Origin of the sequence: Micromonospora sp. KC723 (assembly GCF_004348595.1) — a bacterium.
Lineage (GTDB): Bacteria > Actinomycetota > Actinomycetes > Mycobacteriales > Micromonosporaceae > Micromonospora.
In genome coordinates this window covers 1-23,413 of record NZ_SMKD01000015.1, presented here as the reverse complement: position 1 = coordinate 23,413, position 23,413 = coordinate 1, and the positions used below count along the sequence as shown (strand labels likewise).

The window sequence follows — 23,413 nt, the reverse complement described above, 5'->3', positions numbered from 1 at the left end:
ATCCATCCATGGGTGCTTCGCGAGCGGTATTCACGTTTCTGGGAGCGGCGGGTCTGACTCTCGCCCTGACAACATCCGCCGGCGCCGTGGCCACCGGGCCGGCCGGCCCGCGCGGTCCGGCCGGCCCGGTGGCCACCTCGGGCAGGGCCGCCGTCGCCGTCACGCCCCGCCCCGCCCACGGCGGGGTGTTCCGCGACGAGCGGGGCCGCGAGGTCGTGCTGCGCGGCTTCAACGTCTCGGGCAGCACCAAGCTGTACGAGAACAACCTCCTGCCGTTCCGCAGCCGCGCCGACGCCGCCGTCTCCGCACAGGCCATGCGGGACCTGACCGGGGCGAACACGATCCGCTTCCTGATCTCCTGGGAGGGGGTCCAGCCGGCTCCGGACCGGATCGACACCGGCTACCTGGACCGGGCGGTCGAGCAGATCCGCGAGTTCACCGACCGCGGTTTCTACGTCCTGCTCGACTACCACCAGGACCTCTACTCCGCGCACCTGTTCCACCGCGACAGCTGGTACACCGGCGACGGGGCACCGGCGTGGGTGATCCGGGCCGGCGGCTACCCCCGCGAGTCGTGCGGGATCTGCTTCCTGTGGGGGCAGAACATGATGAACAACGCCGCCGTGCGCCAGGCGATGGCCGACTTCTGGCGCAACCGGACCCTGCGTACCGAGGCCGGTGAGATCGGCGTCCAGGACGCGTTCCTCACCCAGGCGACGGCGGCCATGCGGCATCTCGCGCAGCGGCTGCCGGCCGCGTCGTTCCGCAACATCATCGGATTCGACCCGTTCAACGAGCCCTTCGACGGGGGTATGGAGAGCCGATCCGGCGCGGAGTGGGAACGCACCCACCTGCTTCCGTTCTACCAGCGCTTCCGCACGGCGATGGACACCGCCGGCTGGGCGGCGAAACCGGCCTTCGTCGAGCCCCTGGTCTTCTGGAACACCGGCTTCTTCGAGCAGGGCGGGCTACCGGAGTCCCCGCCGCTCGGCGCGCGCTTCGTGTTCAACAGCCACTACTACGACGGCGCCCGGATCACCCTGGACCCCTCCCCCGCCACCGACGGCACGTACGCGGCGGCGATGAACCGGATCCGCAGCCGGGCCGGCGACCTGGCCACCGCGCCGTTCGTCTCCGAGTTCGGCAACAAGCTCTCCGGCCACGGCAGCGACCGGACCCCGTGGATGCTGCGCGCGATGTACCAGGGCATGGACGCCGGGGTGGCCGGAGCCCGGTGGTGGGCCGACCCGCGCGCGGGCGGGACGGTGCTGTCGGGCACCCAGTGGCAGTGGGACATCTACCACGACCGGCACCGCGAGCTGATGAACGGCAACCCGGACAAGGTGCAGACCGACGGGGACGCCTGGAACGACGAGGACCACTCGGTCGTCGAGCTGGACGACGCCGGGACCGCGGCACTCCGGCTCGACCGGCGGCTGCTCGACCGGCTCTACCCGAGTGCGGTGGCCGGCGACACCCTCGCCTTCGCCTACGAGGACCTGGCCCGCTCCGGCTACGGCGGCGCCGGACAGCAGCGGGCCTGGCTGACCCCGCCGGCGACCATGCCGGCGGTGTCGGCGCTGGTGGCCGGCCGACAGTACGGTGTGCTGGTCTGGCGTCAGCCGGCCACCCGCCCGAGCGGTCCGACCGAGCTGCACCTGCCCGCCTCGTTCCCGGCCGCCGGCACCGCCGTGGTGAGCGACGTCGCCACCCTGCACGGCGTCCCCGGCACCGGGCCGGTGACGGTCGCCCGGGAGGTCGGCGCGCGTACCGCGCAGCGCCTGCTGATCGACGCCCCCGACTCCCCCGCCGGGACGGTGCACGTCGCACTCGTGGTCGGTGCCGCGTCCGGAGCACCGGTGACCGCCGAGCAGCTCGCCACGGCCCGCTCGGAACTGCTGCGCTGGCGGGACAGCGTGTTCGCGCCCGCTTCCCGCCGGTAGGCCGCCTGCCGGGTCCCGCCCGGGCGTGCCCGGGGCGACGTGGGGTCGCCCCGGGCACGCGTCTGCTGGTCGGCCGGTTCAGCGGCGCACTGTGGTCGGCGCGCCCAGGGTGGCCGGGGCGATGGTGATCTTGTCGATGTCGGGGGCGTAGGCGTCCGGGTTACCGAAGACGAGCGGGCCGTCGGCGGTGGAGAGAGTCACCGGGATGGTGCGCTCCAGGAAGCTGTTCCACGCGTAGGTGTAGCGGAAGTAGGCGTACGCGCTGCCACCGCCGTTCTCCGTGACGTTCAGCCGACGGTCGATGACCTGCGGGTTGTAGTCGTGGCTGCCGCCGAGTTCGGCGTTGGCGTAGGTGACGACGATGTCGTAGTCGCCGGGCCGGTCGAAACCGGGCCGGCGCGGCACCTGGAAGGTGTTGGCGGCGCCGTTGCCGACGTGCCCCAGGCCGGCCAGCCCGGAGGCGTTGCTGCCCGACGCCTCGGTGTAGCGGGCAATGCTGACGGCACCCCGGCGGATGACGTTCTCCGCCTCGACCGTGACCGCGGCGGTGTCGGCCCCGGCGGCCCGGGTGGTGGTCAACCCCTGGAGCAGGATCCCCTTGGTCGAGCGGATCTCGACCTCGTTGATGCCCTGGCTGAGGTGCAGACGCACGGTGGAGCGCCAGCTACCGCGGCGGGGTGCGGCGACCGTGGCCACCCGGCGGCCGTTGACCGTGACCTCGGCGGCCGTTGCGGCGGTGCTGCGGTAGTCGAGGCTCAGGTCGTGATAGCCGGTCTCCCACGCGTGAACGTACGCGTCGGCGCGCGCGCCCGCCCCGCGGATGTCGGCGTGGCCGCGGGCCCCGGGGCTGCGGTAGGTGAGCCGCGCGCCGCCGGTGTAGCGCAGGGTCGAGGCCGGATAGCTGGTGGGCTCGCCGTCGGTGACGTCGGTGAGCAGGAACTTGTCCAGGGTGATGTCGGCGTTCGGCAGCAGGGAGGTGCCGTCCAGGCTGGCCCGCAGCGACAGTGTGTGCCGGCCGGCGGTCAGCGGGATCGTCACCTCGGCGCTGCCCCGGTACTGCCATTTCTGGTACGACGTGAGGGCCAGGTTGGCGGTGTACTGCACGATCGTGGGGTTCGCGTCGTCGACGAAGAGCGCGTGGCGGCCCGGCACGCCGGGTGCCCCGCCGATGACCTGGAAGCGGTAGCGACCGGTGCGCGGGACGGTGACCGTCCAGTCGGCCTTCGAGGTCGGCCGGTTGAACGAGCCGACGTCGCGGCCGCCGGAGGCGAGGAACTTCCACCCGCCGCCGCCCCGGGGGTCCTGGTCGTACACCGTGGCCGAGGTCAGGGTGGTCTGCTCCGCCTCGGCGCTGGCCGTCCAGACACCACCGGCGACGAGGGTGCGGTCCTGCGCGGGGGTGATGAGCACCTGGTAGGCGGCGTACCGATCGTAGGTGGGCACGTCGAGGTTGATCGTTTTCCGGTCGAGCCGGACGCCGTCGAGGACCTTGACCACGCGAGGGGTGCCGGCGACGCCCTCCGCGCCGGACAGGGTGATCTCGCGGACCTCGACGTCGACGCGCGAGCCGAAGACGCGGGGGTCCAGACCGGACAGGCGCAGCGACACCGGCTTGCTGCCGCCGCCGTACAGCACGGTGGCCCGTTTGTTGGGGACGTCGACGGCGCCGATGCCCTGGAGGGTGTCCACCGTGTCGAGGGCGGGTGGCGTGACGGCGACGGTCCGGGCGCCCTCCAGGTCGCCGTACCACTTGAACATCCACCAGCCCGCGTTCGCGGCGTTGGCGCGCGCGCTGTTGTCGCTGAGGTTCCCGGCGTAGTTCCAGTACGCGGTCTGCCCGTCGATCTTCAGGTCCTCCATGATGGACAACCACTGGATGAGCTGCCCGGGGGTGCCCATGTCGCGCAGCGTCCCCCACTCGGTGATGTTGACGTGGATCGGGTCGAGCCCCAGGTCCTTCTCCAGCTGCCGGTAGTCGGCGTAGTGGGAACGGAAGGTGCCCAGGTTGTCGATGCCCAGCTCGTGCCAGATGAACACGTCGGGCAGGACGGCGTTGGCCTTGGCGTAGCGCAGGAAGTCGGCGGAGCGTTCCGGCTGCCACCGGGTGTCGCCGGGGCCGCCGATGCGCGCGTGACCGAGGCCGTGTCGGGCGTAGACCTTCTGGATCGTCTCGTAGGTGGCCTTCCAGTCCGCCAGGAAGGTCTCCCGCAGCCCACCCCAGTCGTGGTACCAGTTGCCGCCGTCGGGCTCGTTGAAGGGGATGAACACGTAGTCGCGGGGGCGGGCCGAGGTGGTGGCGACGGCTTCCGTCACGAACTCCACCACCTCCAGGTAGTCCCAGACGCCGTTCGGCGTGTCGGTGTACGTGCCGTCGGCCTGCCGGTAGGTGCGGCTGTCCCCGGGCCGGCGACCGCCGTGGTACGGCCAGTCCGGGTAGTAGTCCTGGACGTAGATGTACATGTCCTTGCCGTGCTTGCGGAAGAAGCCGTCCTCGACCTTGATCGCGTCACCGCTCGGGTGCTGGGTGCCGTACGGCGCCTTCTGCGAGGTGTTGGTGATGTGCGCCCCGTTGATCAGCGCCTGGGTGGGCGCGCCCTCGTCGCCGAAGCCGTAGAGGGTGCCCGTCGCGCCACCGCGGAACGCGCCGGTGGTGCGGGCGAAGTCGACACCGAGCACGTCGCTGCTCGCGTCGGCGGCCTCGGCGGGTGACGGTATCGGGGTGGTGGCGGCCAGCGTCAGGCCGGCCAGGGCGGCCGTGAGCCGTACGAAGGTGTGCATGGTTCTCCCTCTACTTGACGGCACCGCTGGTGATGCCGGAGATGATCTTCCGTTGGGCGACGGCGAGCACGGCGATCAGTGGCAGGCTCATGAGGATCACGTAGGCGAAGATGAGGTGCCAGTTGTTGAGGTAGAGGCCGGCACTGGCGACGCGGAAGAGGTTGAGCGGCAGGGTGTCGAGCCGGCCGCCGACGACGAAGAAGGCGTAGAAGACGTCGTTCCAGACGTACAGGCAGACGAGGATCGTCGCGGTGGCCAGCACCGGCCGCAGCAGCGGCAGGACGACCCGCCGGAACACGGTCAGCGGGCCGGCGCCGTCGGTCTGCGCCGCCTCCTCCAGCGACGTCGGGATGGTGCGCACGAAACCGGTGACGAAGAAGATCACCGTGGACAGGTAGATGCCCAGGTAGACGCCGATCATCCCGACGACCGTGCCGGCGAGGCCGAGCTGGCGCAGCAGGAGCACCACGGTGACCACGGCGGGCGGCAGGATGATGCCGCTGATCGCGATGGCGTACAGGACCGCGGTGAGGCGGGTCGCCCGGCGGGCCAGCACCCAGGAGGCCATCGACCCGCAGAGGAGCACCCCGACCACGGTGGGCACGACGACCAGCAGGCTGCCGAGAAACGCGGCGGGGACGTCGGCGTCGGTCCAGACCTGGCGGAGGTTGTCCCACAGTTGCCAGTCGTCGGGCCACGACAGGTCGGGGGTGATCGCCTCGCCCTGGGACTTCGCTGCGGTGACCAGGACGAGCCAGAGCGGGACGCCGATCAGGGCCACCACGAGAGCGGCGGCCACCACGGGCTGGAGCCGGGTCCAGATCCGCGCGTCGCTGATCCCGGTGCGTTGCCGGGCGGGGAGCGTACGGTGGGGCGCGCCGTCGGTCACAGGATCTCCTCCCGTTTGCGCAACCGGTGGATGACGGGGAAGGCCATCAGGGCGACGAGCAGGAACAACACCAGGCTCATGGTGGTGGCCTGGGCGAACAGGCCCTGCCCGAAGGTGCGGTAGATGAAGATGTTGAGGATCTCCGTGGTGCGGGCGGGGCCGCCGCCGGTGGTGGCCTGGACGATGTCGAAGCCGTTCATGGAACCCAGCAGGGCGGTCGCGACGTTGAAGGTGACCGCGGGCGCGAGCAGGGGTGACCGGACGGCCCAGAAGGTGCGCCACCGTGAGGCGCCGTCGATGCGGGCGGCCTCCATGACGTCCTCGGGGATCGTCTTGAGGCCGGCGAGATAGATGAGCATGGACAGCCCCATCCACTTCCAGGAGTGGATGAGCGCGACCACGACGATGGTCCAGGTGTTGTCGGCGAGCCAGGCGTGGTCGAACGGCTGCCGCGCGACGGCGCCGATCAGCTGGTTGACGCCGCCGTCGGGCTTGAGCAGCGCCTGGAAGAGGTAGCCGACGGCGAGGGCGGACATCAGCACGGGGATCAGGAAGAAGACCCGGGCGACGCGGTTGAGTCGGGTGTCGCGTTCGAGCAGGACGGCGAGGGCGAAGCCGAAGACGTTCTGGAAGACGGCCACCAGCGCCGCGTAGACGACGGTGATGCGCAGAGCGCTGAACAGGGTACCGCTGGAGGCGAGGTCGGCGAAGTTGTCGAAGCCGACCGGGTTGATCTCGCTCTTGAAGCCGGACCAGTCGGTGAAGGCGTAGACGAAGTTGAACAGGGTGGGCAGGACGAAGAAGACGAGCAGGATGGCGAACGCGGGCACGAGGAACCACATCGGATGCGTCCGCCGGTGGATGGTTCCCGTGGCGCGGCGCCCGGGGCGGGTCGATGGCGGTCGCGGACCGAGCCGGTCCGGCGCCGGCGCGTGTACTGCCGTGGGCATCGGGTGGTGGGCTCCTTGACTCCTGGCGCACGCAGGCGCGCGGCGGCGCCTGCGTGCGCCGAGCGGTGCGCGGCCGGCTAGAAGCCGGGCGCGCCTGCGGCCTTGGCCAGCTGGGCGAACTGGTCCTGGGTGGCCTTCGCGGCCTGCTCCGGGGTGGTGGTGCCGGTGATCATGTCGGCGAGGTTGAGGAACAGGTCGGGGTTGGCGACGGCCTGTGCCTGCATGGAGCCGACCGACGCCGGGAGGGCGGCGTGCACGTCACGCAGGGCCTGGGGCACCCCGGCGGGATCGGGTACGGCGGTCTGCAGGGACACCGTGTTGCGGTCGGCGAGGAAGTCCGGGTAGCCGGGGCCCATCCAGTACGCCAGCAGCTGCCGGGCTGCGGCCTCCCGCTTGGCGTCGCCGGTGGCGAAGGCGACCAGGGCGTTGGACTGGTCGGGAATGAAGGTGCCGACGTTGCCCGACGGAGAGATCGGGAAGAAGCCGATCCTCTTGTCGAGGGTCGCCGTGTCGGCCTTGGCCTGCAGTTGCCCGAAGAAGGAGTTCACCTGCACGACCATGGCGGCCTTGCCGTCGAGCAGCGCGGCACCCTGGTCCTCGAACTTCGCCGTCTTGATGTCGGGGTTGAACAGCCCCTCGTCGACCAGCGCCTTGTACTTCTTGATGGCGCCGAGCACGGTCGGGTCGGTGAACTTCTCCTGTCCGGTGTTGATCCGCTCCCAGAGCCCGCTCTTGGCCGCGTCGGCGAGCTGCACCTGCACCCACCACTGGGTGGCCCACCGGTCGGCGCCCATCTCGTAAAAGGGGGTGACGCCCTTGGCCTTGAGTTGGCGGGCCAGGGCGACCATCTCGTCGAAGTTCCTCGGCGGGACGGTGACGCCGTGGGCGGCGAAGACCTCCTTGTTGTAGTAGACACCCTCGACCGCCGGGCTGGTGACCAGGGCGGCGTAGCGGGTGTCGTCGAGCAGTCCGGTGATGTCGCGCAGCTGCGGCGCCATCGCCGGCAGCCACGGCGCGTCGGTGAGGGGCTGCAGGTTGCTCCTGGCGTTGATCGCGGTCAGCATCGACGCGGTGGGCTGCCAGAAGGCCAGGTCCGGCTTGTCGCCGGTGGCGACCTTGGTCTGGATGCCCTGCTCGTACGGGTCGGGGATGGTGACCACCTCGACGCTGGCCCCGGTCGCGGCCTGGAATCCCTCGATGACCTTCTTCGGTACGGTGTTGCTGTTCTGCGCGGCCCAGATGGTCAGGGAGACGCCGTCGAGCCGGCCGGTGGGGGCGGGCCAGGAGACGGTGGTGTCGGCGGGGCGATCGGCGGTGGGGTCGCTACAGGCGGCGAGGCCGAGTGTGAGTGCCGCCGCGACGGCGACGGTGCTGGTCCATCGCTTCATCGTGCTGAACCTTCTCTCGTAATGGTGGGGGCCGAGCTGCCGGGAGGCGGGCCGGTCAGGGTGTGGGTACGTCGGTGGTGATGCGGAAGATCCGCGCGGTGAACGGTTCCGGGCGGGTGGGTGTCACGGTGAGCGTTCCGGTGCCGGGCGTCCAGGTGCAGGTCCAGGGGGGCAGGTGACGCGGGTGCAGCAGCTCGACGGTGACCTGCTGGCCGGTCAGGTGCGGCAGGCGCAGCGTGGCCGACGGGTCGCCGCCGTCGCGCCGCCACACCCCCAGGTAGGTGACGTTCCGGCGACGCAGTGCGAGGCTGAGCCACGGGTCGCTCCAGGCGGGCAGGCCGAGCGGCCACAGTGGCACCGTGTCCGCCAGGTCGGCGCGGATGCCCCGGTACGCCTCGACGGCGTCCCGCACGGCACGGAGCTGGTCGGGGCGCATGGAGTCCAGCCGGCCGGAGAGGTAGAGCCGGCCGAGCATGCCGGTGCAGAGGGTGAAGGCGAGCTGCTCGTCGGGCATGTCCGGCTGGGGGTACGCCCAGCTGGCGGACTGTTCCGGTAGCACGGACATCGGCGCCGCGACGGCGATCGGCGGGTAGTGCCGGTAGTCCTGCTGGTCGCTGGTCGACTGGAGTTGCATCCGGGACAGCAGGGCGTAGTCCATGCGCATGCCGCCGGAGGCGCAGTTCTCCAGGATCAGGTCGGGGTGGCGGTGGTGCAGCCGGTCCAACCAGTCCAGGTGCGCGCGGTTGTGAGCCAGCAGGCCGCCGCCGACGCTGTCGGCGTCCAGATCGGTGCCGGCGCCGGGGTCGATGTTGTAGTCGAGTTTGAGATAGCCGACGCCGAGCTGCTCGACCAGCCGGTCGACGACCTCGTCGAGGTGGGCGACCGCGGCGGGATGGCGCAGGTCCAGGTGGTAGCGGTCGTGTTCGACCAGCCGGGCGCCGCCGCGTTGCAGGAACGCCTCCGGCGGGAGCTTGCCCGCCATCGGGCTGCGTACCCCGATCACCTCGGGTTCGAGCCAGAGGCCCGGGACCATGTCGCGGTCCCGGATGCGGGTCAGCACCTCCTCGATGCCGCGGGGGAAGCGGGTCTGCGACGGCTGCCACTCGCCGACGCTGTCCCACCAGGTGAGGTCGTTGTCGTACCAGCCGGCGTCGACGCAGAAGACCTCGGCTCCGGCGTCGGCGGCCGCGTCGACCAGCGGCAGCAGCTTCGCCGTGGTCGGGTCTCCCATCAGCGTGTTCATGTAGTCGTTGAAGACCACGGGCAGCGTCGACCGGTCGCGGTGCGGGCGGACCAGGGTCCGCCGGTGGCCGGTGAGGGCGGCGACCGCACCGTCGAGACCGGCGGAGGATACGGCGACCGACACCGGCACGGTGGTGAAGGAGTGGCCGGGTCGCAGTGGCTGCTGCCACTGGTGGTCGATGTCGGTCGGGCCGAGCAGCGCGATGTACGCCCCGTCGAGCCGTTCGCCGACCTCCCACCGCCAGGGTCCGTTGTGCTCGATCTGCCAGAGCCAGGCGTGTCCGCCGTCCCGGTCGACGATGCCGCCGGTGGGCAGGTGGGCGCCGGTGGACCAGGTCCCGGTGCTGACCACGGCGAACCGGCCGCGACCGTCCTGGCGGTGCATCGCCAGGTTGAGGTCGGCGGTGACGGTGTCGCGCAGCGGGTGGCGGGTCCACCGGCCCTCGCCGAGCCACTCGCTGTCGCCGCGGACCAGGTCGAGGTTCTCCATCGGGTGGCCGGGGAACCCGGCGGCGAAGGACGTGATCCCGAGCAGCGGCAGCGGTTGCGTGCCGTGGTTGGTCACGGTGGTGCGTACCTGCACGGCGCTGGTGCCGTCGGCCGAGCGGAACAGGGTACGCGCCAGCAGCCCGGTCTGTTCGTCCCGCAGGTCGACGCGGAGTTCGTGCCACTGTCCGTCGCGCCGCTGCTGGCTGCCGGCGTAGACCATGCGTCGGCCGACAGCGGTCTCGGAGAAGCGTTGCGAGACCCGGGCCCGGCCCGCGCCGGCGATCAGCAGCTCCACCAACGGCTGGGTCGCCCGGGTGTGGTGTCGCCGGTCGCCGTCGGACAGGGCCCGGACGGCGACCGGGCCGTCGCCGGAGATGTCGATGGTCAACTGCAACGCCCGGTGTCCCCACACCAGACTGGTGTCGCGCCAGCTCACTGCCTGCTCCTGTCGTTGGTCGAACTCGTGACCGCGTGTCGGGCGGTCGGGACCGGGCTCCGGTGACGGCAGCCGCGGTTGCCGTCGGCGCTGGTCGCGTGGTGGGCGACTCGGGTTCTGGTCGGTGTCATGGCCGTCGCTCGCCTCCCTCCGCGTTCGCGTGGCGTGCAGGAGCGGCGACACCGGGGCGAGGCGCCCACGGTGGCCCCGCAGCGGGGCCGGGTCTTCTCAGGGCGGGCCAGAAGTGAGCGCTCACCTCGGGCGTGATGACGAGTGTGACCGGTCACACGGCGCACCGGAAGTAGCCGTTACAGTTCTGTTACCAGCAGGTGTCCTACCGCCCGCGCGGCGGTGCGGTCGACTCACGGATCACCAGGCGGGGCGCCTCGGGCGTCACCGCGGACGGGACGACACCGGTCAGCTCGGTGGCGAGCGCCGCCAGGCAGGCCCGGCCCAGGCCCGCGAAATCCATCCGCACCGTCGTCAACGCGGGCGTCCAGTAGGCCACCCCGGGGACGTCGTCGAAGCCCACGATGCTCACGTCCCCCGGCACGTCCCGACCCGCCTCGTACAGTGCCCGGCGTACCGCGAGCGCGGTGTCGTCGTTGCCGCACAGGATCGCCGTGACGTCCCCGTCCGCCGCCAGTCGCCGGCCCGCCAGGTACGCCGAACGGGGATCCCAGTCGGCCGGCAGGATTCCCGGCACCGGGGCACCGGCCTCCTCCAGCGCGCCACGCCACCCGGCCTGGCGCGCGCTGGCGACCGTCTCGGAGGGGATGGCGACGTGGTGGACCGTGCGGTGCCCCAACGACAGCAGGTGCCGCGTGGCGTCGGCCGCGGCCTGCCGCTCGTCCAGGAAGATCATGGTGCGCTCGCTGCCCGCCACCCCACCGGCCTCCGTCGCCGCGACCGCCGGCACGTCCGGCGGCAACGCCCGCAGGACGTTGGCGCCGGCCGAGTCGAAGGCGACCACGACCACGCTGCCCGCGCTGGGATCGCTGACGTACTCGACGGCGTGGCGCACATCGACGTCCTGGTCCGACTCGACCACCCGGACACCGACGGCCAGACCAGCCAGCCGGGCGGCCTCCTCGATGCCCTGCAACGTGCTGGCGTACCCGTACAGCATGGTGTTCGCGGTCACCACGGTCACCGCGTTCGCCCGCCCCAGGCCGAGCGCCCGGGCGGCCCGGTTCGGCCGGTACTGCAACCGGTCGATGGCATCGAGCACCAGCCGGCGGGTGTCCGGCCGCACCTTGGGCGAATCGTTGAGCACCCGCGACACCGTCTGGTACGAAACTCCCGCCGCGGCCGCCACGTCACGGATACTCGGAACGGCATCCCGCCGCTGCCGGGCCGGCCTGCCGGAAGACGGTCGCATCACCGCACCAGCATGATCGGTCACCCCGCGCCGGGTCAAAGCAACCGACATCCCCGCCCTTTCCGGACGAGCGCCGCCCGACCAAGGAGCTGCCACCGTGACCGCCGACCATCCGCACCGATCAGCGCTGGACGACCTACGGGCGAAGCGGGACATCCGGCTCGCCCTGCGGCACTTCGACTCCCTCGCGCCGGTGACCGTGCGCCAGATGCTGGGCCGGTGGCGCGGAGTCGGGCTGGAGACCCGCCACCCGATGGACGGGCTGCTGGAGCGCTCCGGCTGGTACGGCAAACGGTTCGAGACCGCCGAGGCCGCTCACCCGCTGCTGTTCCGCACGGCTGGCGGGGGTGTCGCGAGCCTCGACCCCGCGTTGATCCCGCTGGGCCCGCTGCTGCGCTTTTCCCGACTGGCCCGCCTGCCCGTCGCGGCGAGGGCGTTCCGGCTGGTACGGCCGTTGCTGACCACGACGAAGCCGACGGCCCGGCTGCGGATGACCGAGTACCGGGGCGTGGTGACCGCCACCATGTGCTACGACAGGCTCCCCGTCCACGATGCCTTCCGGAGGATCGACGACGACACCGTCCTGGGCGCGATGGACATGCGCGGCTCCCCCCATCCGTTCATGTTCGTCCTCACCCGTGACGAGGCGCGGTGAGGGCCCACCCCGGCGGCGGCCGGGGCTGTGTCAGTGGCCCCGGTAGAGGGCGTCGACGTCGGCGGCGTACCGCTCGACGACGACGTCACGTTTGATCTTGAGGGTGGGGGTGAGTTCCCCGGCTTCCTCGGTGAAGTCCTCGGGCAGGATGCGGAACGTCTTGATCTGCTCCGCCGTCGACACCGTCTCGTTGGCCCGGTCGATCGCGGCCTGCACCTCCTGGCGCAGCTCCGGGCTGTCCCGTAGCTCGGCGACGGAGGCGTCCGGGCGGTGGTGGGCGGCGCGCCACCGGGCCCAGGCCCGCGGGTCGATGGTGACCAGCGCGGCCGGGTACGGCCGGCCGTCCCCGACGACCAGGCACTGGCTGACCAGCGGATGGGCGCGGACGGCCTCCTCCATCGGGGCGGGCACGACGTTCTTGCCCCCCGCGGTGATGATGATCTCCTTCTTGCGGCCGGTGATGCGCAGCCAGCCGTCGTCCCAGCTGCCCAGGTCACCGGTGTGGAACCAGCCGTCGGCGGTGAACGTCGCCCCGGTGGCGTCCGGGTTGTTCCAGTAGCCGGGGAAGACCACGTCTCCCCGGGCGAGGATCTCCCCGTCGTCGTTGACGCGCAGCTCCACGCCGGGCAGCGGCCGACCCACGGTCCCGATCCGTTGGACCGACGGCGGGTTCACCGTCAACGCCGGTGACGTCTCCGTCAGCCCGTACCCCTCCAACACGGTGATCCCGGCCCCCCGGTAGAAGTGCCCCAGCCGCTCGCCGAGCGGCGCGCCGCCGACGATCGCCGTCCGGCACCGTCCACCCAACGCCGCCCGGATCTTCCGGTACGCCAGCAGGTCGAAGACGGCGTGGGCGAGCCGCAGCGGCAGGCCGGGGCCACCCGGGGTGTCGCGGGCGCGGCTGTGGCGCACCGCCACCTGTGCGGCCAGGCCGAACAACCGGCCCTGGTGCGCGTCGGCCGCCTTGTCGCGCGCCCGGTTGTACATCTTCTCGAAGACCCGGGGCACCGCGAGGATGAACGTCGGGCGGTAGGTGCGCAGCTGTTCGATCACGCCGGCGACGTCGGCGCTGTGCAGCAGCGTGGCGCGGGTCTGCACCATGCCCACCTGGATCAGCCGGGCGAACGCGTGTGCCAACGGCAGGAACAGCACCGTCGACGCCCCCGGATGCAGCACCGGTGACAGCACGTCGACGGCGGCGGTGACGTCGCAGTGGATGTTGCGGTGGGTCAGCACGCATCCCTTGGGCCGGCCCGTCGTCCCGCTGGTGTAGACGATCGTGGCCATGTCCGCACCGGTCACCCGGGCACGTCGGGCGTCGACCTGGTGGTCGTCGACGCCCCGGCCGCGGCCGGCGAGGGCGATCAGGTCGCCGGCGTCGATCTGCCAGACCTCACGCAGCGCCGGCAGGTCCGGCCGCAGGCCGGCGAGCATCTCGGCGTGGCCGGGTTGCTCGACCACGCAGCCCGTCGCCCCGGAGTCCGCCAGGATCCAACCCACCTGCTCCGGGCTGGCGGTGTCGTAGATCGGCACGGTCACCGCGCCGATCGCCCACAGGGCGTAGTCGACGAGCGTCCACTCGTAGCGGGTGCGGCTGAGCAGGGCAACCCGGTCACCGTGTGCCACGCCGGCGGCGAGGAGACCACGGGCCAGGGCCAGGACGTCGTCCCGGAACTGCCCGCACGTCACCGGCAGCGCGCTGCCGTGGACCGGCCGTCGGGCGGGCCACGCCCGGGACACCGGCGCCGGGCGGACGAACTGCACCGCTTCGGGGTCTTCCCGGGCGTTGATCCACACCTGCTCGGCCAGGCCCGGTGTCCCGGATCCGACGGGCGCAACCGCCGCCGCCACGTCCTGCATCGTCTTCCCCCTCGCCGCCCGCGGCACAGGCCGGACCGCCGTACGGGTCTGTCCCCATCGTGGCGACCTCGTCGCGGTTGGCTGCGGGAAATGGCGAAAGTGCTCCCGGAGTGGCCGACGACGGGTAGTGCGCCCGGCGCGCACCAGGGCAGCCCGTGGGCCGGCCGGGTGCGCGCCGGGCCGGTCTCAGCGCAGCGTCCGGAAGAACGCGCGCAGGTCGTCGACGAAGAGGGCGGGCTGCTCCATGGCGAAGAAGTGCCCGCCCCGGTCGTACTCGGTCCAGCGCACGACGTGGTGGTCACGCTCGGCGAGTCGGCGGACGGTGAAGTCGCGGGCCGTGGCGACCAGGACCCCGGTGGGTACGTCGCCGCGACCGGCCTCGTCGCCCCACCCGGCGGCGGTGATGTCCTCGTAGTAGATCTGGGCGGCGGAGCCGCCCGTGCCGGTCAGCCAGTAGAGGGTGACGTTGGTGAGCAGACGGTCGCGGTCGACGGCGTCGTCGGGCAGCCCGCCGTCGGGGTGGTCGGTGAGCCGCTGGAAGTGCTCCACGATCCAGGCGAGCTGGGCGGCCGGCGAGTCGTGCAGTCCGTACGCCAGGGTGTGCGGGGACTTCGCCTGGATCTGGAGGTAGCCGTCGTTGTACTGCGCCATCTCCTCCAACCGGCGCTGCTCGACCTCGGTGAGGCCGTCCAGTTCCCCCTCGGCGCCGGTGGGGAAGGTGAACAGCGCGTTGACGTGCACGCCGATGACCCGGTCGGGGGCCTGCCGGCCGAGCGCCGGGGCGACCCACGAGCCGGTGTCGCCGCCCTGCACGCCGTAGCGGTCGTACCCGAGCCGGGCCATCAGCCGCCCGAGCGCGCCGGCCATCCGCTGCGTGCCCCAACCGGGTCCGGCCAGTGGGGCGGAGAACCCGAACCCGGGCAGCGACGGCACCACCAGGTGGAACGCGTCGTCGGGGTCGCCGCCGTGGGCCCGTGGGTCGGCCAGCGGGCCGAGGGTGTCGAGGAACTCGACGAACGAGCCCGGCCAGCCGTGCAGCAGCAACAACGGCGTCGCGTCCGGTTCGGGTGAGCGGACGTGCAGGAAGTGCAGGCGCTGGCCGTCGACCTCGGTGACGTACTGCGGAATGTCGTTGAGCGCGGCCTCGTGCTTACGCCAGTCGTACCCGGTCCGCCAGTACCCGGCCAGCTCCCTCAGGTAGGACACGGGGACGCCGCGCTGCCAGCCGACGTCGGGCAGCTCCGGCCAGCGGGTGGCCGCCAGCCGTGTCGCCAGGTCATCCAGGTCGGCCTCTGGGATCGCGATGCGGAAGGGGCGGATACCGTCAGATGTGGTCGTCACGGCACCGACGTTAGGAGCCACTCAGGTCAGAATCGGTCCCAACCGTCTGGCAGTCTCGCCGCCATGGTGAGGTCCTCGGCGCGGCTGCTCCAACTGTTGTCCCTGTTGCGGTCCCACGGGCACCGGTCCGGCACGGAACTGGCCGGCCGGCTCGGCGTCACCGTGCGCACGATCCGGCGGGACGTCGACCGGCTCCGGGAGCTCGGCTACCCGGTGCACGCCAGCCAGGGCCGCGCCGGCTACCGGCTCGACGCCGGGGCGGTCCTGCCGCCGCTGCTGCTCGACGACGACGAGGCGGTCGCGGTCGCGATCGGGTTGCGCACCGCCGCCGCCAGCGCGGTGACCGGCATCGACGAGACGGCGCTGCGGGCGATGACCAAACTGGAGCAGGTCCTACCGGCCCGGCTACGCCACTGGGTCACGACGGTGCAGCACGCCACCGTCCGCGCCGGGCATCCCGGGCCGACGGTCGGTCCGGGCGTCCTGGCCACGATCTCCGCCGCCTGCTACCGGCGGGAACGGCTGCGGTTCGACTACACCGACCACCACGGCGGCCGGTCGACCCGGCTGGTCGAGCCGCACACCCTGGTCAGCTTCGGGCGGCACTGGTACCTGCTGGCCTGGGACACCGGGCGCGGCGACTGGCGGTGCTTCCGGGTCGACCGGCTCCGCCCCTGGACCCCGACCGGCCCACGCTTCGTCAATCGGCAGCCACCCGGCGGGGACGCGGCGGCGTACCTGGCGCGGCAGTTGTCCGCCGGGCCGTGGGCGGTACGGGCGAGCGTCCCCATGCACGCGCCGGCCGCCGTGGTGGCCGAGCGGCTCTGGCCCGGCATGGGCACGGTGGAGGCCGTCGACGCCACGCGCTGCCTGCTGCACCTCGGTGCCGACACGCCCGGGGACCTGGCGTGGATGGTGGCGGTGATCGGCGTCGACTTCACCGTCACCGGACCGCCCGAGCTGGTCGACGCCGTACGCGAGCTCGGCGACCGGTGCCGGCGCGCCGTACCCGGAGGGGGTGTGGACGGTGGCGTGGGTCCGCCGTGACCGCGCCGGTTTGTCGGGGGGGCCGGTTAGCGTGCGCGGCATGACCGCTCCCGCAGATGTCGCGCCCGAGCTCCTCGACCGGCTGCGCCCGATCTGCCTCGGGCTGCCGGAGGCCTACGAGGAGCCGGCCTGGGTGGGGGTGCGCTGGCGCATCCGCAGGCGGACCTTCGCCCACGTGCTCGCCGTCGGTTCCGACCACGAGGTGGCGGGTTGGGGAGCAGCCACGACCGCCGAGCCGGCCTGTGTCCTGACGCTCCGGGCGCCGGTGGCCGAGGTGCACGCCCTGGTCGCCGGCGGCCCCCCGTTCTACCGGCCCGGCTGGGGCGACGACGTGCTGGGCATGGTCCTCGACGACCGGACGGACTGGGACGAGGTCGGGGAGCTGCTGACCGAGAGCTACTGCCTGCTGGCGCCGAGGAGGCTGGCGGGCCAGGTCGCCCGGGTGGCGCACCGCCCGACGTGAGGGGCCGGCCCGGGCCGGCTGTCGAGGAGCGTGGTGCGTGACCTCGGCGGGGTGAGAACGGACGGCACGCGCAGGGCATCGTCAAGCGCCGCGCGGCGTGCCGCTCCGCTGCCCGGTCCCGGCGGCCGGGTCGGCGCCGCCATCGACGTGCGGGTCCCACGGCTGTTGGAGCTCTACCGGTACGCGCAGGTGTTGTCCCTGATCGAGGGTCCACTGCGGATCGCCAGCACCGACTTCCCCGATCGGCGCTGGATGTTGGACCTGGCCGAGTGCAACATCGTCAAGGCGCTCGCCGTCCCTTTGACATCCTGGCTGGTGAGTTCGTCGCGCGCCACCCCGAGCGGACCGGGTCGGACCACTGCCACCGCCGGTGGGCGTGTTGACACGGTCGGGGCCGTCGATTCGCGACGCGGGCCGAACTTCGGCGCGTCCGGGGTTGACGAACCAGACAGGACCGTTCGCGCCAAGGAGGCCCCGATGTTCACCCGTCCCGCTGTCACCGTCACGCTCACCCTGACGGCGGCGCTGCTCGCCGGCTGCGCAGACGAGCCGGTCGCGCCGATCACCGGCCAACCCGCCACCGAACCGACCGTGTCGTCCACCGTCGTCGCGACGACCGTCGCGAGCACGCCCGCGCCGCCCACCACCCGCTCCGCCGCCCCGCGCGACACCGGGACGCGCCCGCGACCCGGCACCCCCACCCGAGCGACCCGCCCGACGACACCGCCGCGCACCACCTCGGCCTGTCTCGGCCCGGTCGTGTACGAGATCGACGGCGCCGACACCGCCGACCGGCCCCGGTCGCTGTGCATCGGGGTTGGCGGGGTGCTGCGCGTCCGCGACGTCGGCCCGGAGGAGTTGACCGCGACGCCGCCCGGCAGGGCGGTCTGCCGCTACGAGGCCGGCATCTACACCTGCCAACTCGTCGAGACGGGCACGGTGTCGATCACCCTGACGTATCCGAGCGCGCACACGATCCGGGTCGTCGTCCGGTGACCGGTGCCGCCACGCGGGCGGTCATCGCGCCCGCAGCGTGATCCCGGCCAGCAGGTCGTCGACGAAGGTCGCGCTCGCGGCGTCCGGCGGGGTCACCTGCACGTACCCGAGCGTGGCGCCACCGGCGAGCAGGGCGGCGGCCTCGACGATGACCGGTTTGCCGGTCGGGCACGCGGCGTACCGGACGATGGTCCACTCGACGTCAGCCCGACGGACGGCCCGCACCGGGTCGGCGCGGCACCGTGGGTGGGTGTGCCCGGCGAGGAAGTCGGCGGCGTCCGTGGCCGCCTCCCGGCCGTCCGACAGCCCGATGAACGCTCCGGGCACCTCCGGATCGGTGACCCAGTGCGCCGGGTCGGGTGAGATCACCATGGCCGGCGCCAGGCCGCCGCCGGCTGCCGGGCGTCCCGCCCAGCCCGCGCCCTCCGCGCGCCAGCCGGGCGGCAGGCGTACGCTGATCCGCCCGCTGGCGTCCGTGGCCACCGGATCGGGCCGGTCCCGCCAGGCGTCGACCGCCACCGCTCCCGCCGTCGCGCCGGCGGCCAGGACCAGCGCGGCGACCGCCGTGCGCCGGTTGCGCCGCGGGCGGCGGTCAGGCCCGGCGCGGCACGTGGCCGTGTCGGCCAGGGCCCGCGCGAACGCGTCCGCGTCCCGGTAGCGGGCGGCGGGAGCCGGTGCGGTGGCCCGGGCCAGGACGGCGGCCACCCCCGGCGGCGGGCCGGCGGCGCCGAAGAGCCGCAGGCCGAGCCGGCCCATCCCGTACACGTCGGCCCGCTCGTCGACGGTCGACGACGGGTCGTCCTGCTCGGGGGCCATGTAGCCGGGGGTGCCGGCGCGGGCGGTGAGCCCGGACGCGGCGGCCATCGCCTTGGCCAGGCCGAGGTCGGCGACCACGATCCGTCCGCCCGACCAGGCTTGCGCGTCGGCGGTGGGTACGGCGGGCGGCTCGGGCGGCGTGTGCTCGCCGGTGGTGGCGGGCGTGGTGTCGCCGGGTCGCGGCGGGCAGAGCAGCACGTTGCCCGGCGTCAGGTCGCGGTGCACGATGCCGTTGGTGTGCAGGTCGGCGACCGCGGCGGCCACCTGACGCAGGATGCCCCACGCCGTGTCGGCGGGGATGTCACCCGCCTCCAGCAGGTCGCGCAGGCTCCCACCGGCGGCCCATTCCATGACGATGTACGGCCGCCCGTCGGCGAGTTCGCCCACCGTGTGCACGCGGACCAGCCGTGGGCTGTCCACCCGCCGCAGCAGTCGGGCCTCCAGGCTGAACCGTTCCCGGATACGCAGGTCGTTGGCCCAGTTCTCGGCCAGCACCTTGATCGCGACCCAGTCCCGCAGCCGGGGGTCGAACCCGAGCCACACCGTGGCGAACGCGCCCGCGCCCAGCAGGCGCTCGATCCGGCATCCGCCGATCTCGACCGGTCGTGCACCGGAGGGTGGTTGCACAGGTGCACGCTACCCGGCACCGCCCGCCCACGCGCGCCGCCGCCGGGCAGGCGGACCAGCCGGCGGGCGGGCACGACTCCCACACGCCGGCCGGCGCGGTACCGCCGGCACGGCGCGAGGGTGCGGTCAGGTACGGGACAGGGCACGGTCGCTGACGAAGGACTGGAGACCGAACTGGCGGGCGCGGCGTTGGGCGAAGTCGCTCAGCCCCGGACTGTCGGCGTAGTCCAGGCTGTACAGGTCCAGTTCCAACTGGAGCAGTTGCTCGGCGATCTGGGCGTGGAACTCCAGCACGTCCGGTGGCCACGGGGCGTAGCCGTCGTCGGTCCAGCGGGCCGAGAACGACTCGAAGACGATGCCGTCGACGAGTTCGGCCAACCGGGGCAGCATGCCGAAGCCCCGGTTGGCCAGCAGGTACGCCGGCTTGGCTTCCTCCCGCACGGCGGCGATCAGGGTGAGCAGGTGCGGCACGTCCTCGGGGTGGGTCAGCTCGACGTTGAGCGTGTCCAGGAAGAGCCCGGCGAAGCCACCGGCGATCGCCGCCTTCGCCGAGCCGACCACGTGTGCCACCCAGAGCGGATGGTCGACGTGGACGAACGCGCCGCCCCAGTCCGGGTTGCGCTCCCGGCGCTGCCAGGGCGCGGGCGGTCCCTGGTCCTCCGACAGCGACAGGTAGCCGAGGGTCTGCACGCCCTGTTCGGCGAGGTGTCGCAGCTCGGCGGGCCGGTAGAAGCCCGGTTGCAGGACCACCCGCAGATAGCCGGCGAGGTCGGCCAGCCGCCCGTCGCCGTAGTAGAAGCAGATGGGGCGTCGGCTCATCACGACCGCCCGTGCTCCCGGTACCAGGAGAAGGTGGTCCGCACGCCCTCCTCCAGGCTGACGGTCGGTTCGTAGCCCGTCAGCGCCCGCAGCCGGGACAGGTCGGGGCAGCGGCGGGCGACCGAACCGGGCGGCGCCGCCGTCGCCTCGACGGCGGGGCTCGTTCCGGCCACGCTGAGGACCAGCTTGGCGAGGTCGCCGATGTTGGTTTCCTCGCGGTCGTTTCCGATGTGCACGATCTGCCCCGCCGCGGCCGGGTTGGCCATCAGCCGCAGCATGGCCTCGACCGCGTCGTCCACGTGGCAGAAGGCCCGGTACTGGTCGGCGCCGGGAACGGGGAACGGGTCCGTGCCGCGCAGGGCGCGCAGGGACAGCTCCGGGATGACGTGGTCGGCGCCCATCCGCGGGCCGTACACGTTGTGGAAGCGGCCGACCACGGTCTCGAAACCCCGGGCCCGGGCGGTGTGCAGGAAGGCGGCCTCACCGAGCAGTTTGCTGGCCGCGTAGGCGAACCGGGGCGCCGTGATGTCGGAGATCATCGTCGGTACGGTCTCGGGTGTCGGCACCGGCACCGCCCCCGCGCTCACGCCCCCGGCGTAGACCTCGCTGGTGGAGGCGAAGAAGACCCGCTCGCCGGGGGCCACCCAGTCGAGCAGGTGCAACGCGACGAGGGTGTTGGTCCGGACCACCCGGGCCGGGTCCTGTTCCACGTTGCGAACGCCGACGACCGCGGCGAGCAGGTAGATCTGGTCCCAACCCGACGGCAGGGCGGCCCAGGTGTCCGCGGCGGTCAGGTCGGCGGAGACCACCCGCACGGCCGGGTCGCCGCGCAGGTGGTCGAGGTCGGCGTCGTCGCGGCCCCGCGAGAAGTCGTCGACAATCGTCACGTGGTGCCCGTCGGACACCAGGCGGCGGGCGAGGTGCAGGCCGATGAACCCGGCCCCGCCGAGCAGGAGGGCCTTCATGCCGGCGTCACCTCCCCGACGGCGACGGCGGGTGCTGCCGGCGCGTCGACGGTCGCCGGCACGGCGGACGGCAGGTATCCGAGGCCGGCGTAGCGGATCCCGGCGGCGGTGACCGCGTCGGCGTCGAGCACCCGCCACGAGTCGTAGATGAACGCCGGTCGGCTCCCGCCGAGCAGCTCCGGGATCCGGATCGCCCGGTAGTCCGGGTGGTCGTTGATGATCAGGACGGCGTCGGCGTCGGTGAACGCCTTGTCCAGGCCGACCGGCTCGCCCCCGTACTGCCGGATCACGTCGTCGGTCACCATCGGGTCGTGGCCGAGGACGGTGACGCCGGCGGCGGAGAAGACCCGCATCATGGTGGCGATCGGGGTGCCGCGCATGTCGTCGGTGGGCGGCCATCCCTTGTACGCCCAGCCGAGCACCGCCAGTCGCGCCCCGTGGCTGCGCCCGCGCGCCTGCGCCAGCATCCGGACCACGGTCTCCCCCACGTGGACCGGCAGGTACTCGTTGAGCTGGCGGGCCCTGCCGACGAGGAACGGCGCGCGGTCGCCGGCACTGTCGATCATGATGTACGGGTCCTTGGAGAGGCAGCCGCCGCCGACGTATCCCGGCTTGGCGAGGTCCGGGCGGGGGTAGTCGAGGTTCGCCGCCCTGATCACCTCCAGCGGATCGAGGCCGTGCCGTTCGGCGATGAGCGCGACCTCGTTGCCGAAGGAGTAGATCAGGTCGGTGTGGCAGTTGTTGGAGAGCTTCACCAACTCGGCGGTCTCCAGCCCGCTGACCGGAACGAGGGTCTGTGCCAGGCCGCCGAAGAACTCGATCCCGGCGGCGAGGCTGGCGGCGTCCAGGCCGCCGACCACCTGCGGCAGTTCGACGAGTTCCCGCAGCGCCTGGCCCTGGATGGTGCGCTCCGGCGCCATCACCAGCCGGACCTGCTCACCCCAGGCGGCGCGCAGTTCCGGCAGCACCACCCGGCGGCTGGCCCCGACCGGCACCGTGCTGCGGACCACGACCAGCGTGTCCGGGCGGCAGGTGGCCGCGACCGCCCGGGCGGCGGCGGCCAGGTTCGCCAGGTTCGGCCGGTGTGTGATGTTGTCGACCGGCGTCGACACGCTGATCACCGCCACGTCGACGGTGTCGCGTGGCAGCTCGGCGCCGACGTGGATGTCCCGGCCGACACGGGCGGCCAGGATGTCCTCGACACCGGGTTCGAAGATGTGCGGTCGGCCCCGGGACAGCGACGCCAGGACCGCTGGCGACACGTCCGCGCCGTGCACCGTGAAGCCCTTGTCGGCGAGCGCGACGGTGAGCGTGAGCCCCACGTAGCCCAGGCCGACTACCCCGACCTTTGTGCGCATGCGTCTGGTCCTTTCTGCTGGAGGGGTGGTCCGCGAAGCGGACCGTCCGTCGCCGGTGGCCGGTCCGGCCGTCCGCGACGGCGCGGCTCAGCCGCAGGGGGCGGTGAGCCGGTCGAGCGCCCGGACGGTGACCGTGCCGGCGAACCGTTCCGCGCGGTACCGGCGGCAGGCCGCCCGCACGTGCTCGGCCCGTACGGCGTAGTCGACGGCGAGCACGAACTTGCCCGCGTCGCGCAGCGCCCGGGTGTGCGCCAGGTTCTCCGCGCACCAGTCCCGGGTGCACGGCTCGTCCATGGCCAGGTAGAAGAGTTCCTCCATGCCGATGCCGTCGATGGCGGCGGTGTAACCCGGCTGCTCGCGCAGTTCCGGGGAGTTCTGCGGGACGATCAGGAAGCCGGGGCGGCGCGCCTTGGCGTACGTGCTGATCCGGACGATCAGGGCGGTCATGTCGGCGGCGAGCCGCGCCCGGCCACGGCCTCCGGTGCGGGCGAGGGAGATCTCCTCGTACGCCAGCGGGGTGTCCAGGTAGACCCCGTCGAAGCCGGCGCGCAGCGCCTGGTCCACCCGAGGCCTGACCACCCGGTCCCACCACCGGGGATCCCAGTAGCGCACGAAGTACTCGCCGGGCCAGTCCGTCCACTCGTTGGCCAGCAGGTCCGGGGCGGTCCGGCGGATGACCGGGTACTCCGGGCGGAAGTCCTCCAGGCTGCCGATCTCGAAGTACGCCAGCACCCGCTTACCGCCGCGGCGCAGCGCACCGACCTCGGCGGCGGTGAACCAGTCGGTGTGCGCGTCCCGGGCCAGGTCGATGACGACGAGCTGGTACGGCCCGCGGGCAAGCGCGTCGAGCCGGCCGCCGGCGTACCCCTGTAGCTGGTACGCCCAGTTGGTGGCCGTCCCGCTCGGTGGCGGTGTGCGGACGGCGCCACCCGGCACGGCGGTGCCGGCCGGGGCGGGAACGGTGCCGGCC

At 72.7% G+C, this 23,413-nt stretch carries 17 protein-coding genes and 1 pseudogene; 5 read left to right on the top strand and 13 right to left on the bottom strand.

The annotated features are described in order from the left end of the window. Positions 1-8: 8 nt before the first annotated feature. On the top strand, positions 9-1,943 hold the full coding sequence (locus E1165_RS06000; protein ID WP_243704610.1) for a cellulase family glycosylhydrolase: 1,935 nt from the start codon (positions 9-11) through the stop codon (positions 1,941-1,943). A gap of 78 nt (positions 1,944-2,021) precedes the next feature. On the opposite strand, the gene E1165_RS05995 is transcribed toward E1165_RS06000, so the two are convergent. The 6 genes from E1165_RS05995 to E1165_RS05970 all read right to left on the bottom strand — a co-directional run bounded on the left by E1165_RS05995 (position 2,022) and on the right by E1165_RS05970 (position 11,496). Further along, positions 2,022-4,721, bottom strand: coding sequence for a hypothetical protein (locus tag E1165_RS05995; protein ID WP_132388520.1), 2,700 nt, complete (start codon positions 4,719-4,721; stop codon positions 2,022-2,024). A gap of 10 nt (positions 4,722-4,731) precedes the next feature. Beyond that, positions 4,732-5,610 (bottom strand): carbohydrate ABC transporter permease, encoded by an 879-nt coding sequence (locus E1165_RS05990; protein WP_243704609.1) that lies wholly within the window; start codon positions 5,608-5,610, stop codon positions 4,732-4,734. Continuing rightward, a complete protein-coding gene (locus tag E1165_RS05985) occupies positions 5,607-6,560 on the bottom strand; it encodes a carbohydrate ABC transporter permease (RefSeq protein ID WP_207916655.1) in 954 nt (317 codons plus the stop codon). The genes E1165_RS05990 and E1165_RS05985 overlap by 4 nt, the downstream gene beginning before the upstream one ends. A 77-nt stretch (positions 6,561-6,637) precedes the next feature. After that, complete coding sequence (locus tag E1165_RS05980) at positions 6,638-7,948, bottom strand: ABC transporter substrate-binding protein (protein ID WP_132388518.1); 1,311 nt, start codon at positions 7,946-7,948, stop codon at positions 6,638-6,640. 55 nt (positions 7,949-8,003) lie between these two features. Then, entirely contained in the window at positions 8,004-10,115 is a 2,112-nt protein-coding gene (locus E1165_RS05975; protein WP_243704608.1) for a glycoside hydrolase family 36 protein, read from the bottom strand. 334 nt (positions 10,116-10,449) lie between these two features. Then, positions 10,450-11,496 carry a substrate-binding domain-containing protein gene (locus E1165_RS05970; RefSeq protein ID WP_132388574.1) on the bottom strand — a complete coding sequence of 349 codons (1,047 nt, stop codon included), beginning with the start codon at positions 11,494-11,496 and terminating at the stop codon, positions 10,450-10,452. A 97-nt stretch (positions 11,497-11,593) separates the two neighbouring features. Between E1165_RS05970 and E1165_RS05965 the strand changes: the two genes are divergently transcribed. Then, on the top strand, positions 11,594-12,151 hold the full coding sequence (locus E1165_RS05965) for a DUF4334 domain-containing protein (protein WP_132388516.1): 558 nt from the start codon (positions 11,594-11,596) through the stop codon (positions 12,149-12,151). A 30-nt stretch (positions 12,152-12,181) separates the two neighbouring features. Here E1165_RS05965 and E1165_RS05960 read toward each other — a convergent pair whose 3' ends face one another. Both E1165_RS05960 and E1165_RS05955 read right to left on the bottom strand, forming a co-directional pair. Further along, a complete protein-coding gene (locus E1165_RS05960) occupies positions 12,182-14,011 on the bottom strand; it encodes a long-chain fatty acid--CoA ligase (protein WP_132388514.1) in 1,830 nt (609 codons plus the stop codon). A 186-nt stretch (positions 14,012-14,197) separates the two neighbouring features. Next, a complete protein-coding gene (locus tag E1165_RS05955) occupies positions 14,198-15,331 on the bottom strand; it encodes an epoxide hydrolase family protein (protein WP_207916664.1) in 1,134 nt (377 codons plus the stop codon). Positions 15,332-15,415: 84 nt separating this feature from the next. On the opposite strand from E1165_RS05955, the gene E1165_RS05950 reads away from it, so the two are divergent. The 3 genes and pseudogenes from E1165_RS05950 to E1165_RS05940 form a co-directional block, all read left to right on the top strand. Beyond that, positions 15,416-16,399 carry a YafY family protein gene (locus tag E1165_RS05950; RefSeq protein WP_132388510.1) on the top strand — a complete coding sequence of 328 codons (984 nt, stop codon included), beginning with the start codon at positions 15,416-15,418 and terminating at the stop codon, positions 16,397-16,399. Between the two features lie 40 nt (positions 16,400-16,439). Then, entirely contained in the window at positions 16,440-16,862 is a 423-nt protein-coding gene (locus E1165_RS05945) for an MmcQ/YjbR family DNA-binding protein (protein ID WP_132388508.1), read from the top strand. A gap of 156 nt (positions 16,863-17,018) precedes the next feature. After that, positions 17,019-17,159 (top strand): annotated as a pseudogene (locus E1165_RS05940) (aminoglycoside phosphotransferase); the annotation flags it as partial. A gap of 720 nt (positions 17,160-17,879) precedes the next feature. Here the strand turns inward: E1165_RS05940 and E1165_RS05935 are convergent. The 5 genes from E1165_RS05935 to E1165_RS05915 form a co-directional block, all read right to left on the bottom strand. Further along, the gene (locus tag E1165_RS05935) at positions 17,880-19,301 is read right to left on the bottom strand and encodes a serine/threonine-protein kinase (RefSeq protein WP_243704606.1); all 1,422 of its coding nucleotides are present in this window, start codon (positions 19,299-19,301) and stop codon (positions 17,880-17,882) included. A 126-nt stretch (positions 19,302-19,427) separates the two neighbouring features. Continuing rightward, complete coding sequence (locus E1165_RS05930; RefSeq protein ID WP_243704605.1) at positions 19,428-20,120, bottom strand: hypothetical protein; 693 nt, start codon at positions 20,118-20,120, stop codon at positions 19,428-19,430. After that, the gene (locus E1165_RS05925; protein ID WP_132388504.1) at positions 20,120-21,085 is read right to left on the bottom strand and encodes an NAD(P)-dependent oxidoreductase; all 966 of its coding nucleotides are present in this window, start codon (positions 21,083-21,085) and stop codon (positions 20,120-20,122) included. The genes E1165_RS05930 and E1165_RS05925 overlap by 1 nt, the downstream gene beginning before the upstream one ends. Beyond that, a complete protein-coding gene (locus E1165_RS05920; RefSeq protein WP_132388502.1) occupies positions 21,082-22,443 on the bottom strand; it encodes a nucleotide sugar dehydrogenase in 1,362 nt (453 codons plus the stop codon). Before E1165_RS05920 ends, E1165_RS05925 begins: the two co-directional genes overlap by 4 nt. An 87-nt stretch (positions 22,444-22,530) precedes the next feature. Further along, positions 22,531-23,413 (bottom strand): endo alpha-1,4 polygalactosaminidase (locus E1165_RS05915; protein ID WP_207916652.1); only part of this gene is annotated, 883 nt, incomplete at its 5' end.

Excerpts from the sequence above, each read along its gene's own strand:
- E1165_RS06000 (WP_243704610.1), top strand. The coding sequence starts at position 9 with ATGGGTGCTTCGCGAGCGGTATTCACGTTTCTGGGAGCGGCGGGTCTG.
- E1165_RS05995 (WP_132388520.1), bottom strand. The coding sequence starts at position 4,721 with ATGCACACCTTCGTACGGCTCACGGCCGCCCTGGCCGGCCTGACGCTG.
- E1165_RS05985 (WP_207916655.1), bottom strand. The coding sequence starts at position 6,560 with ATGCCCACGGCAGTACACGCGCCGGCGCCGGACCGGCTCGGTCCGCGA.
- E1165_RS05980 (WP_132388518.1), bottom strand. The coding sequence starts at position 7,948 with ATGAAGCGATGGACCAGCACCGTCGCCGTCGCGGCGGCACTCACACTC.
- E1165_RS05970 (WP_132388574.1), bottom strand. The coding sequence starts at position 11,496 with ATGCGACCGTCTTCCGGCAGGCCGGCCCGGCAGCGGCGGGATGCCGTT.
- E1165_RS05960 (WP_132388514.1), bottom strand. The coding sequence starts at position 14,011 with ATGCAGGACGTGGCGGCGGCGGTTGCGCCCGTCGGATCCGGGACACCG.
- E1165_RS05950 (WP_132388510.1), top strand. The coding sequence starts at position 15,416 with ATGGTGAGGTCCTCGGCGCGGCTGCTCCAACTGTTGTCCCTGTTGCGG.
- E1165_RS05945 (WP_132388508.1), top strand. The coding sequence starts at position 16,440 with ATGACCGCTCCCGCAGATGTCGCGCCCGAGCTCCTCGACCGGCTGCGC.
- E1165_RS05930 (WP_243704605.1), bottom strand. The coding sequence starts at position 20,120 with ATGAGCCGACGCCCCATCTGCTTCTACTACGGCGACGGGCGGCTGGCC.
- E1165_RS05925 (WP_132388504.1), bottom strand. The coding sequence starts at position 21,085 with ATGAAGGCCCTCCTGCTCGGCGGGGCCGGGTTCATCGGCCTGCACCTC.
- E1165_RS05920 (WP_132388502.1), bottom strand. The coding sequence starts at position 22,443 with ATGCGCACAAAGGTCGGGGTAGTCGGCCTGGGCTACGTGGGGCTCACG.